The organism is Caulobacter sp. 05T431 (assembly GCF_056665975.1).
This window is the reverse complement of record NZ_JBFTKU010000002.1, coordinates 122,856-136,235: the sequence shown is the minus strand read 5'-3', so window position 1 is coordinate 136,235 and position 13,380 is coordinate 122,856. Positions and strand designations below refer to the sequence as shown.

The window sequence follows — 13,380 nt, the reverse complement described above, 5'->3', positions numbered from 1 at the left end:
CCGCGGCCCGCTCGCCTCAGACCGTCACCAGCCCCTGGGCCGCCGCCACCGGCAGCCATAGCGTCAGGTCGGCGATCACCGCGCCGGTCTCGCGGCCGCTGACCTGGGCCGCGCGGGCGGCGGCGGCGTGGACGTCGGCCCCCTCCTCTCCCAAGGCGTCGAGCCAGGCGTGGCGCCAGACCGGCAGGGCATGGACGGCGACGCGCCAGCGGCTGCGCGCCACGGCGACGGGGGTCGGGCATGGCGGCGGCGGGTCGATCGGTCCGCCCTGGTCCACGGCGGCCAGCACCGGCCCGGGATCGAAGCCCAGGGTCAGCAGCCGCACGCTGTCGGGTCGCCGCAGGCGGGCGCCGGGCATCAGCATCAGGTCGGCGGCGGCCAGCGGTCCGGCGCGGCGCTCGACGCCGGCCGCGCGCTGCACCTCGGACCGGGCCCGGTCCAGCCGGGCCAGGTCGGCGGGGATGGCCGACAGGGCGCAGGGCCCGTCGTCGCCCGCCGGCCGCGTGGCCTCCAGATAGTCGGCGAAGCCGGCGCCCAGGCCGTAGAGGCTGGGGTCGTTCGAGGGCCGCTCGGCGATGTAGCCGGCCGCGAACAGCTCGAACACCTGCTCGCCGGCCAGGGCCCGCAGGCAGGGGAACTCGGCGGCCAGGCACTCCATCAGCCGGGCGCGGTAGCCGCGGGCGTAGAGCGTCAGGCGCTGGGCGGCGGTCAGACTGTTCTGGCCCCGGGGTTCGCCGACGACGATGGCGTCCAGCCCCGCCGGCGCCGCGCGTCCCAGGATCGCGCCCTGCATCCAGCGCTGGAGGTCGGCCAGGTCGGGCTCAGCCATGAGCCCGCGCCGGCGTCCGGACGCCCTCCGGCAGCCAGCCGCCCCGCGCCGCGTCGGCCTTGGCCAGCTCGGCCAGAAGGTCGGGCCAGGCGGGGATGTTGGCGTCCCATTCCAGCAGGGTCGACACCCCGCCGGTGCAGGCCTGGACCTGGGCGTACAGCGGCCAGACGGCGTCCAGCACCGGGGCGTCGTGGGTGTCCATCAGGTGCGTGCCGAAATCGCTGGGGCCGGCCAGATGCACCTGGACGATCCGCTCGGCCGGGACGGCGTCGACATAGGCCGCCGCGTCGAAGCCGTGGTTGAAGGCGCTGACATGGACGTTGTTGACGTCCAGCAGCAGGCCGCAGTCGGCGGCCTCGGCCATGCGGGCCAGGAACTCGCATTCCGGCATCTGCGAGGCGCGGAATTCCAGGTAGCTGCTGGGGTTCTCCAGGATCAGCGGTCGGCCCAGCCGATCCTGCACGGCCTTGATGCGGTCGACCACGTGGGCCAGCACCGCCTCGGTCAGGGGCACGGGCAGCAGGTCGTGGGTGTTGATCCCCGCCACCCCGGTCCAGCACAGGTGGTCCGAGATCCAGGCCGGCCGGACGCGCTCGGCCAGGGCGGCCAGCTTGTCCAGATAGACCCGGTCCAGCGGATCGGCCCCGCCGATCGACAGCGACACCCCGTGCATCACCACCGGCCGATGGGCGGCCACCACCTCCAGCACGTGGGCGGCGTAGCCGGCGTGGTCGAGGAAGTTCTCGCTGATCACCTCGAACCAGTCGACGCCCCAGTCCGCCGGGGCGGTCGACATCAGGTGCGGGAAATGCGGCTCGCGCAGCCCCACCCCGTCGCCCAGATGGGGCAGACCGAGGCGCGGAGCCGGCGAGCGGGCGGGGGTCATCGACGCCATCAGGTCGACGGCGGGAAGACGAGGCGCAGGTTGTCCGGGTCCGGAGGATCGGCCGGGACCGTCTTGCCCCGGTGCGCCATCACCGCCTGGTAGGCGCGATAGGCCACGTCGTGCACCTTCTCGCCGCGATCGTAGATCATCGGATCGCCGAACGGCACGGACGTCCAGCCGCCCTTGCCCGTGCTGTCCTGGACGAAGTCGTACAGCTGCATCTGGCCGGTGTTGGGGAAGACCTGCGAGGCCGAGATCGGCACGGCGCAGCCGCCGAAGCCGCTGCATCGGTTGTCGCTGGGCGCCGAGTACAGCTTCTGGGGCGGCCGGCCGCAGCCGCCGGCGCCCCCGGGTCCGGCGCAGCTGCCGCCGCCCCCGGCCACGCCGCCGCGCGTCACCACCGCCGAGCCGCAGTTGCCGCCGCCGCTGATCGGCTGGACGAAACCGCAGCCGCCCTGGGCGTGGCAGTTGTTGGAGCCCCGGCAGGTGTGGAAGATCTCGACGGCCGCGCAGCTATTGTCGCCCGCCGCGTCCAGGTCCAGGGCCTGGCACGAGTGGTAGAGCTTGTCCTTGGTGGCCGGGTCCAGGCCGATCGACAGGTCGGGGGTCTGGCCCAGCACCGCCCAGGCGATCGACATCCGGTCGCCCGACCCGGCCATGGACGGGAACGGGAACAGCACCGGCCCGGTGGCCGGTGGGTTCCAGTAGTCGTTGAGCACCGTGGTCACGCCGGCGATCGCGCCGATCACCGCCTGGCTGAGCAGCGTGTGGCTCTCGGCCCGGGCGTCGGGCGCGTTCAGGGCGTTCAGCGCCGCCGCCAGTTCGTCCGGCGTGGGCAGCTTGAGCGGGTTGGTCGGATCGTAGTCCGGTCCCTGCAGCTCCTGGGCGGTCCAGGCCTTGTGGGTCTCCAGCCACTGCGGCCAGGTGATCACCTGGGGCAGCAGCTCCGCGACCTTCTTGAAACGCTCGTAGTGGTCCATCGGATCGTTGTCGGACCGCGCCACGGCGTCGGCCGACGGGATCTGTTTCCCGGCGTCGTCATAGCTGGGATAGTCGGCGCGCAGGGCGGTGTTCGACGGCTGGTACTTGGGCTTGACCGCCTGCAGCAGCTGGGGCCGCCGCTTGATCTCGCTGCCCTCGCCCTGGTCGGTGATGGCGTCCATCATCGACACCATCTGCTCGAAGGCGATCGACTTGTCGGTGGTGGCGATCGTGGTCTCGAAGCCCATGAACTCGCGCATGGGGTGGCCGGGCGACGAGAAGCTGTTGAACAGGTCGTTCTGCACGGCCGTGGCCGTGAACATGGCGTCCCACAGGGTGGTGCCGTCGGTGTATTCCAGGCTCAGATAGTCGTAATAGCACTGGTACATCCAGCCGATGGTGCCGAAGCGCGGCAGCGGATCGCCCGGCGTCCAGTCGGCGAACGGCGCCTCGGGGAAGTAGTCCTTCTCCTTGTCGTACTTGATGTTGGCGCGGGCGTCGGCCTCGGGCTGCTCGATGGCGATGAACAGGCGCAGCAGGGTGTCGGACAGCGGCCCGACATTCACCGGCACATCCTCGTGGTGCTTCGTGTCCTTCAGGTCGATGATGTTGGGGATGATGCTCTTGGTCGGGCCATAGCAGGTCCAGCCGTGGCGATCGTCCTGCAGGGCCGTGTCGGTGAAGTTGGGGTCGACGCCCAGCACCGTGGCCATGTTGGCGGCCATCTGCAGGTGCAGCATCTCCTGGATGAACACCGAGAAGACCAGGTTGAAGGCCTGCTCGTTGGCGGTGACCGGATTGGCCGAGGTCTTGGACCCGGGCCACAGCCGGCCCTGGTAGAAGTCGTTCCCCTGCCCCGTGATCGCGTGCATGCCCTGGATCGAATAGAGGCTGGTCATGTACAGCGGGATCGTGAACAGCTCGACGTCGACCGCCGCCTGGGCGATCGCCCGTAGGGCGATCAATACCGGAGATTGATCTGGGCGCGCTTCGCTACAGCAGGATGTCGGCCGAGGTCAGGGTACCGGTGACCTTCAGGGCGATCACGAAGTCGGCCACCCCGTCGCCGTTCACGTCGCCCGAGACGTGGTAGTAGCCCGAGGCGTCCGGCGCGGCGATGACCAGCTGGCCGGCCACGTTGGTGAAGCTGGTCACCACCGTGAAGGCGTCGTTGGCCCCGGTGCCCGAATTGGCGTCGATGCCCGTCAGGCTCAGCTTGTCGCCCTCGGCCTGGCTGAAGTCGAAGATCAGGTCCTGGGCGAAGGGCGTGCTGTCCGCCGGGGCGTTGTAGACGAAGGTGTCCGCCCCCGCCCCGCCCAGCATGAAGTCCGCCCCGCCGGCTCCGACCAGGGTGTCATTGCCGTCCAGGCCGTAGAGGATGTCGTTGCCGGCGCCCGCGATCAGGGTGTCGGCGACGTTGTGGCCGGCGCTGTCGCCCACCATCGTGAAGGCCTGGGTGGCCCCGCCGCTGGCGATGATGTCGGTGGCCTTCAGCGTGGTGCCCGCCACCGTGATCACCGACTGGAAGTTCCCGCCGGAGTCCGGAGCCGAATAGATGAAGGTCGTGCCCTCGAAGCGCGCGATCGTGACCTTGCCGCCGTCGATCGCCGAGATGTCGATCTTGTCCTCGTCGGGGGTGAAGTCGATGACGCTGTCATAGGCGCTGAAGTTCGAGTTCGACACCGAGGTGTACTGGAAGGTGTCGTGGGCGGAACCGCCGTACATCAGGTCGGCCCCGTCGCCGCCGTTCAGGGTGGAGTCGGTCATGCCGCCCACCAGGACGTCGTCCGAGGCCCCGCCCGTCAGGCTGTCGGCGCTGCGGCCGCTGGCCCCGCCGGTGCCGTCGTCGCCGTACATCGAGAAGGTGACGTGGCCGCTGGTGATCAGGTCCGACGTCTTGATGTCGCCGAACACCTGCACGACGCTCGAATTCCCCAGGTTGCCGAAATAGATGAACGTGCTGGCCCCGAAGCGGGCGAGGATGACGATGCCGTCGTCGGCCGCCCGGATGTCCAGCTTGTCCTGGCCGCTCTGGAAGTCGGTGATCACGTCCCAGTGCAGGATGGGCGAGTCGCCGTCGTCATAGACGAAGGTGTCGGCGCCCGTTCCGCCGGTGAGGACGTCGCCGCCGCCGTTGCCGCGGATGATGTCGGCGCCGGCCCCGCCCCGGATGACGTCCGCGCCGCCGCCGCCCGTCAGGGTGTCGTTGGCGCCCAGCCCGAGCAGGGTGTAGCCGAAATTGGCCACGCCGGTGGCGATGTCGCTGACCTCCAGCCCCTGGCCCAGCAGGCTGATCTGGCTTTCAGCCACGCCGTCGCCGTTCTGGTCGATGAACAGGACCTTGTTGGTGCCGTCGTTGATCAGGGTCAGCGTGGTGGCGCCGGTGATCAGCGGCGTCAGCCGCAGCGTGTCCTGGCCGTGGGTGAAGTCGGTGATGACGTCGTAATTGGCCAGGGTGCTGTCGGTGATCGACTCGTAGGCGAAGACGTCCGCGCCGCCGCCGCCCGTCATGACGTCTGCCCCGCCCTTGCCCGTCAGGGTGTGGGCCGCGCCGCCGCTGATCAGGATGTTGGCGTTGGCGTCGCCGGTGTCCGAGCCCGTGACGGTGATCGTCAGCTGGGCCGTCGCCGAGGCGCCGGACGGGTCCTTGATCGTGTAGTCGAACTTGTCGGTCGCGACCTGGCCGACGGCCAGGCCCTCGTGGTCGGCCACATAGCTGTAGGCGCCGTCCGTCTTGATCGTCAGCTTGCCGTTGGCGCCGTTGACCACCGTGCCCCCGGCCGTGACCGTCTGGTCCACGTGGGTGGCGTTGTAGGCGACATTGGTCACCGACAGCGCCGTGAGGGCGTTGTCGATGTCGCCGTCGTTGGCGCGGACCGTGCCCGTCACCGTCAGGCGCTGGGTCACGGCGTTGGCGTCGTTGGTCGCGGTCGGCGCGTCATTGACGTTGGCCACCGCGCCGGTGACCGTGCTGAGCACGGATTCCGCCGCGCCGCGTTGGTCGGTGTAGGTGACCCTCACCCGGACGGTGGCGCCCACGTCGGCGTCGCCCAGGGTGTAGGTCGCCTGGTCGGCCGCGCCGATCGAGACGAAGCCCGACCCGGTGTTGCGCTGCCACTGGTAGTGCAGCGTCCCCAGGCCGTCGGCGTCGGCCAGGGTCGAGACCGCCGTCAGGACGCTGTCCTCGGCCACCGTTCCGGTGATGGTCACCGCGCCGGTCGGGAGGTCGTTGACGTTGGCCACGGCCGCGGTGGCGGCGCTGGTCTCGCTCTCGGCCACGCCCTGCAGGTCGGTGTAGCTGACCACCACCCGGATCGTCGCGCCCACGTCGGCGTCGCCCAGGGTGTAGGTCGACTGGTCGGTCGCGCCGATGCTGACGAAGCCCGAGCCGGTGTTGCGCTGCCAGTCGTAGTGCAGCGTCCCCAGGCCGGCCGGGTCGGCCAGGGTCGAGGTGTTGGCCGTCAGGACCTGATCCTCGGTCACCGTGCCGGTGATCGTCACCGTCCCGGTGTGCGGACCGTTGGCCGGGAGCACGGTGGCGGTGCCGGCGCTGGTCGCCGACTCGAACGTGCCGTGGCCGTCGGTGTAGCTGATCTCCACCCGGACATGGGCGCCGAGGTCGCCGCCGACGAGCGTGTAGGTCGCCTGGTCGGCCGCGCCGATGCTGACGAAGCCCGAACCGGTGTCGCGCTGCCAGTCATAGTGCAGCGTACCCAGCCCGTCGGCGTCGGCCAGGGTCGAGGTGTTGGCCGTCAGGACCTGGCCGACGTTCGCCGCGCCGGTCACCGCCACCCCGCCGGTGTGCGGGTCGTTGACGTTGGCGATCGCGGCCGTGGCGCTGCTGTTGGCGCTGTTGGAGAAGCCCTGGCCGTCGGTGTAGCTGACCACCACCCGGACCGTGCCGCCGACATCGGCGTCGCCCAGGGTATAGGTCGCCTGGTCGGCCGCGCCGGTCGAGACGAAGCCCGAGCCGGTGTTGCGCTGCCAGTCGTAGTGCAGGGTCCCGAGGCCATCGACGTCGGCCAGGGTCGAGACCGCGGTCAGGACCTGGTCCTCGGTCGCCGTGCCGGTGATCGACACGCCGCCCGTCGGGGCGTCGTTGACCCCGGCGACGGCCGCCGTGGCCGAACTGGTCACGCTGTTGGCGAAGCCCTGGCCGTCGGTGTAGCTGACCACCACGCGGACGGTCTTGCCGACGTCGGGATCGCCCAGGGTGTAGGTCGCCTGGTCGGCCGCGCCGATGCTGACGAAGCTGGTCCCGTTGAAGCGTTGCCAGTCGTAGTGCAGCGTCCCCAGTCCATCGGCGTCGGCCAGGGTCGAGGTGTTGGCCGTCAGGACCTGGTTCTCGGTCGCCGTACCGGTGATCGACGCGCCGCCGGTCGGGGCGTCGTTGACGCCGGCGATCGCGGCCGTCGCCGAGCTGGTCGCCGACTCCGAGAAGCCCTGGCCGTCGGTGTAGCTGATCACCACCCGGACGAGGCCGCCCACGTCGGCGTCGCCCAGGGTGTAGGTCGCCTGGTCGGCCGCGCCGGTGTTGACGAAGCCCGAACCGGTGTCGCGCTGCCAGGTGTAGTGCAGCGTGCCCAGCCCATCGACGTCGGCCAGGGTCGAGACCGCGGTCAGGACCTGGTTCTCGGTCGCCGTGCCGGTGATCGACGCGCCGCCGGTGTGCGGGTCGTTGACCCCGGCGATGGCCGCCGACGCCGACGAGGTCACGGCCTCGGCCGTGCCCTGGCCGTCGGTGTAGCTGACCCGCACCCGGACCGTGCCGCCGACGTCGGCGTCGCCCAGGGTGTAGGTCGCCTGGTCGGCCGCGCCGATGCTGACGAAGCCCGAGCCCGTGTTGCGCTGCCAGTCATAGTGCAGCGTGCCCAGGCCATCGACATCGGCCAGGGTCGAGGTGTCGGCCGTCAGGGTCTGGTTCTCGGTGGTCGTGCCGGTGATCGACACGCCGCCCGTCGGAAGGTCGTTGGTGTTGGCCACCACCGTGGCGCTGCTGGTCTCGGTCTCCGAGAAGCCCTGGCCGTCGGTATAGCTGATGATCACGCGCAGCGACCCGCCGACGTCGGAGTCGATGAGGGTGTAGGTCGCCTGGTCGAAGCCGATATTGCTGAAGCCGCTGCCGTGGTTGATCTGCCACTGGTAGTGCAGCGCGCCCAGGCCATCGGGGTCGGCCAGGGTCGAGACCGCCGTGACGGTCTCGTCCTCGGCCACGGTGCCGGAGATCGACGCGCCGCCGGTGTGCGGGTCGTTGACGCCGGCGATCGCGGCGGTCGCCGAGCTGGTCGCCGATTCCGAGAAGCCTTGGCCGTCGGTGTAGCTGATCACCACCCGGACCGTGCCGCCGACGTCGGCGTCGCCCAGGGTGTAGGTCGCCTGGTCGGCCGCGCCGGTGTTGACGAAGCCCGAGCCGGTGTTGCGTTGCCAGTTGTAGTGCAGAGTCCCCAGGCCATCGACGTCGGCCAGGGTCGAGACCGCCGTCAGGACCTGGTCCTCGGTCGCCGTGCCGGTGACCGACGCCCCGCCGGTGTGCGGGTCGTTGACCGCGGCGATGTTCGTGGTGTTGGCGCTGATCTTGGATTCCGAGGCGCCGTGGCCGTCGGTGTAGCTGACCACCACACGGATATGGTTGCCGACATCGGCGTCGCCCAGGGTGTAGGTCGCCTGGTCGGCCGCGCCGATCGTGACGAAACCCGAACCGCTGTCGCGCTGCCAGTCGTAGTGCAGGGTTCCCAGGCCGTCATCGTCGGCCAGGGTCGAGGTGTTGGCCGTCAGGACCTGGTTCTCGGTGGTCGTGCCGGTGATCGACACGCCGCCGGTCGGGGCGTCGTTGACGTTGGCGATCGCGGCCGTGGCCGAGCTGGTCGCCGACTCCGAGAAGCCCTGGGCGTCGGTGTAGCTGATCACCACCCGGACCGTGCCGCCCACGTCGGCGTCGCCCAGGGTGTAGGTCGCCTGGTCGGCCGAGCCGGTGCTGACGAAGCCGGAGCCGGTGTTGCGCTGCCAGTCGTAGTGCAGCGCGCCGATGCCGTCGACGTCGGCCAGGGTCGAGACCGCGGTCAGGACCTGGTTCTCGGTGGCCGTGCCGGTGATCGAGGCCCCGCCGGTATGGGCGTCGTTGACGCCCAGGATCTGGGCGGTGTCGGACGAGGTCACCGAATTGGGGAAGCCCTGGCCGTCGGTGTAGCTGACCACCACGCGGATCGTGCCGCCCACGTCGGGGTCGTCCAGGGTGTAGGTCGCCTGGTCGGCCGCGCCGATCGTGACGAAGCCCGAGCCGGTGTCGCGCTGCCAGTCGTAGTGCAGCGTGCCCAGGCCGTCGGAGTCGGCCAGGGTCGAGGTGTCAGCCGTCAGGACCTGGTCCTCGGTCGTCGTGCCGGTGATCGACACGCCGCCGGTCGGGGCGTCGTTGGTCGCCGTCACCGCGGCCGTGGCCGTGCTGGTCGCCGATTCCACCGTGCCGCCGGCGTCGGTGTAGTAGATCACCACGCGGACCACGCCGCCGATGTCGCCATCGCCCAGGGTGTAGGTCGACTGATCGGCGCCGACATTGACGTAGCCGCCGCCGACGTCGTGCTGCCACTGGTAGTGCAGCGTGCCCAGGCCGTCGGGATCGGCCAGGGTCGAGACCGCCGTCAGCACCTGGTCCTCGGCCGCCGTGCCGGTGATGCTGGCCCCGCCGGTGTGGACGTCGTTGGTCCCAGTGATGTTGACCGTCACCGAACCGCTGTCCGAAAGCGCGCCGCCGGTTCCCTGGGCGCCGCCGTCGTTGAGCGTGTAGTTCAGCGACACCGAGGCGGGCGGCGCGTCACTGGTGTTGGTGTAGGTGATGTGCCGGATGATGTCGTTGGCCAGCGCCGTGGTCGCCGTCGCGCTCGAGCTGGTGAAGCTGATCGTCAGCACGCCGCCCACGACGGTGAAGGTGGCGACGGTCAGGCCGCCCACCTGGATGTTGGCGCCGCTGACGGTGAATGTCGCGCCGCTGGTGTTGAAGGCGAAGGTGTCGGCGGCGTTGGGCGTGCCGCGCTGCACCGTGAAGCTGGCGCCGCCGTAGTCGCCCGAACCGCCGTTGCGGGCGTCGAGATCGACGTCGGAAACGGTCAGCGACCCCAGCAGGGTGGCCGCCGTCTGTTCGGTGGCGCCCACCGTCGTCGCCGTGGCCGGGACCACGGGCGCGTCGTTCACGGCCGTGATGCTGGTCGACAGGGCGACGGTGTTGTCGCTGATGCGGGTCTGGCCGCCGTTGGTGGTGACGTTGAGCGTCGCGCCGGTGGTCAGCGCCCCGCCCGAATTGTCGATCAGATAGGCTTCCAGGGTGGGCGGCGCGCCGTTGTAGTCGGCCGCCGGCAGGAAGCGCAGCGAGGCGCCGGCCGCCAGGACCAGGGCGCTGGATTCGCTGGGCGCGCCGATCGTGACCCAGGACGTCCCGTTGAAGTACTGCCACGCGCCCTCGGCGCCGGTGGCGTTGTTCACCGAGATCGCGACGCCCGCGAAGCTGTCGCCGTCGGGATCGCTGAAGAGCGAGCCGAACAGGCTGGAGACCGTGGCGCTCGCCGGGCTGGCGGTGTCCTCGGCGACGGCCGTCAAGGTGGCCGAGCCGCTGGCCACCGGCGCGTCGTTGGTCGCCGTGACCACGACGTTCAGCGTCATCGCCGTGCTGTACGGCGTGAAGCCGCCGACGTTGGTCAGGTCGGTGATCTGGCCGGTGGTGACCGCGCCGGCTGAGTCCTCGATCATCGAGACGGTCAGGGACGGCGCCGTGCCGTTGTAGTCGGCCGCCGGCACGAAGCGCACCAGGGTGGCCGAACCGATGACGAAGGCGTTGGTCGTCGAGACGGCCGGCAGGTCCTGCCAGGTCGAACCGTCGAAGTACTGGTAGACGCCCTGGGCCGCCGTGGCGGCGTTGGCGCTCACCGCCACGCCGGTGAAGGCGTTGGCCGACGAGCCGCCCGAGACCGTGTCCTTGGCGTCGTTGAAGTGGCTGGAGAACAGCGACGAGATCGACTGGCCGGCGCCGGGCGCGGAATCCTCGGCGATCGAGCTCAGGCTGACGGTCGTGCCGTTGATGACGACCGGGGCGTCGTTGGTTTCCGTGACGGTGTGGCTCAGCACCACCGTGCCGGTGCTGTACACCGTCGTGCCGCCGTTGGTGGTGGTGTTGACGACCGTGCCGTTGGTGATCGCGCCGTTGGAGGCGTCGACCAGGCGCACCGTCAGGGTCGGGGCCGGGCCGTTGAAGTCGCTCACCGGGGCGAAGCGGATGGCCGTCGACGCCGCCAGCTCGACCGCCGCGGCGGTCGAGGCCGAGCCGATGTTCACCCAGGTCGAGCCGTTCCAGTACTGCCACTGGCCGGTGCCGCCGCTGGAGCCGTTGGAGATCACGGCAATGCCGGCGAAGGCGTCGCCGTCCGGATCGCTGTACTGACCGCTGAACAGGCTCGAGACCGTGTTGCTCAGAGTCGTGGGGCTGATGTCTTCGTTGGTGGCCGACACGGCCTCGGTGCCGTCGCCCGAGACGGTGGGCGCGTCGTTCACGCCGATGATGGTGATCGTGTAGTTGTCGGTGTCGCTCAGCGTACCGCCCGTGCCCGTCGAGCCGCCGTCGCTGGTGACCACGGTCAGGGTGTCGGTGCCGCTGACGTTGGTGTTGCCATGGAACAGCAGGCCGTTGGCGGACGCCAGGGTGGTGTTGATGGCGTTGATCGTGCCGGTGACGGTCACCGTGCCGGTGCCGTTGCCGCTGATGTTGCCGGCCGTCAGACCGCTGGAGACGTTGGTCCGCAGGGTCAGGATACCCTTGGTCACGCTCAGGGTGACCGTGACGGTGGCGGAGGCGGGATTGGCGTCGACGTCGCTGACCTGCAGGCCGGTGACGGCGATGTCGGCGTTCTCGTTGCCCGTGGCGCTGGAGACCGTGCCGTTGACGGGCGCGTCGTTGACCGCCGTGATGTTGATCGTCGTCGTGCCGCTGTTCACCGAACCGGCCAGCACGCCCGGCGTGCCGTCGTTGATCGACCAGGTGATGGTGCGGCTGGTGTTCGAACCGTAGTTCGTCGGGTTGTCGCCCGTGGCCCAGTAGACCAGCCCGGCCAGGGCGGTCTGGTAGTGGGCGATGGTGTCGTAGCCGCTCAGCGTCAGGGTCTCGGTCGCCGCGTTCCAGCTGACCGTTATGCTGGTGCCGGCGATCGTGCCGCTGATCTGCTTGCTCGCGCCATAGCCCAGATGGTCGTCGGCGGTGCTGTTCTCATTGGACGAGAAGGTGCCGCCGGTGATCTGGATCGTGGCGCCGGTCAGGTAGCCGCCGTCGTTGTCGGTGATCGTGGGAGAGCCGCTCAGCAGGGTGGTCGCCGAGGCCGCCTGCTCGGTCGCGGCCGTGCCCGCGCCGGTGACGGTCAGGGCCGCCAGGTCGGCGAAGACCATCCCCTCGGTCGTGGCCCCGACGGCCGTGGTGCCGGGGTCGATCGTGCGGATCAGGGTGGCCGTGGTGCCGGCGGCGTCCAGCTGGAAGACGTAGATGACGTCGTCGGTGTCGGAGCCGCTGTTCTCGACTTCCTCGCTCTCGAGATAGATCTGGCGCGTCGACTGGTCGAACGCCATGTCGCCGCCGTAGTAGTGGTTGCCGCCCGGCATGCCGACCAGCGTCACCTTGACGGCGGTGCCGCTGGTGGCGCTGCCGCTGATGTACCAGAGGGCGTTGTCGCCGGCGTGGTAGTTGCTGCTGGGCGACGGATTGAGCGAGTGGGTCGTGAAATAGACCAGATCGGTGGTTTCATCGACCTCGACGTCGACGAAGACGCCGTTGGAGGAGTCGTTGTTGAACTGGCTGTCGGCGACCAGCGGGGTCGCCGTGTTCGGGCTGGAAAGATCGAGACGGAAGAGCCCGGTCGCCAGGCCGCCGATGGTCTCGGTGTAGTACATCCGGCCGCCGGCCACGATCGTGCTGTCGATCGCGAAGTCCCGCGCCTGAAGCACGTAGTAGGTAGGCCCGGGCCCCTCGTTGGGCCGGTTGTCGCTGACGGCCGTGGTCAGGAAGCCGAGGTCGGTGAGCGTGCCCGCGCTGTCGTAGCTGTAGACCCGGATGCCGGTGATGTTGCCGTCCGGCGTCAGGGAGCCGTCCTGATAGCAGGCGTAGATCTTGCGGTTGACCGCATCGACCTCGATCGTCTCGACGATGATGTTGGTGGGGAAGGTGACCACCGTGGTGGGGGCCGCGGCGCTGTTGATCGAGCCCCGCACCAGCTTGGCGTGGTCGTCGAGGCTGTTGCTGAGGATGGCGAAATAGAAGCCCGCCGCGGTGTCGATGCCCAGGCCCGACGTGAACGAGCTGGAGAAGGCGTCATCGCCCGTGCCCGCCCCGCCGTTGCTGACGACGGTGGTGCTTCCGGTGCCGTCGTCGTTGATGCGGACGAGCTTGGTGTCGGCGTCGCCGCCTTCGGTGATGTACCACAACTGGCCGGAGAACGGCATGGATCAGTCCTTTGCCTTAGGCAAGACCACGCGCCGCGGCGCAGGCGCCGCGGCTTCGGAGCACACGCTCCGCGGGAAATGGGTGGATGAAGGGACTAGGGGCGCGGGACGACCGCGCACGACGCGGAGGCGGAAAAGCGCGCACGACAGCGCATAATCTACGCAACTGACTCCCCCCTCGCTCTAGTCAAACCATAAACGCAACCTTAACGAGGAG

4 protein-coding genes are annotated in these 13,380 nt (G+C 69.9%); all 4 read right to left on the bottom strand.

From position 1 onward, the window contains the following. Nucleotides 1-16: 16 nt before the first annotated feature. The 4 genes from AC1U89_RS02200 to AC1U89_RS02185 are packed head-to-tail and all read right to left on the bottom strand — an operon-like array spanning nt 17 to nt 13,163. Nucleotides 17-829 (bottom strand): HvfC/BufC N-terminal domain-containing protein, encoded by an 813-nt coding sequence (locus AC1U89_RS02200; RefSeq protein WP_479898023.1) that lies wholly within the window; start codon nt 827-829, stop codon nt 17-19. Then, nucleotides 822-1,715, bottom strand: a complete 894-nt coding sequence (gene bufB / locus AC1U89_RS02195) for an MNIO family bufferin maturase (RefSeq protein ID WP_479898021.1) — start codon at nt 1,713-1,715, stop codon at nt 822-824. Before bufB ends, AC1U89_RS02200 begins: the two co-directional genes overlap by 8 nt. Before the next feature lie 8 nt (nt 1,716-1,723). Further along, entirely contained in the window at nt 1,724-3,661 is a 1,938-nt protein-coding gene (locus AC1U89_RS02190; protein WP_479898020.1) for a ferritin-like domain-containing protein, read from the bottom strand. A gap of 28 nt (nt 3,662-3,689) precedes the next feature. Then, nucleotides 3,690-13,163 (bottom strand): M10 family metallopeptidase C-terminal domain-containing protein, encoded by a 9,474-nt coding sequence (locus AC1U89_RS02185; RefSeq protein WP_479898019.1) that lies wholly within the window; start codon nt 13,161-13,163, stop codon nt 3,690-3,692. Nucleotides 13,164-13,380 lie beyond the last annotated feature (217 nt).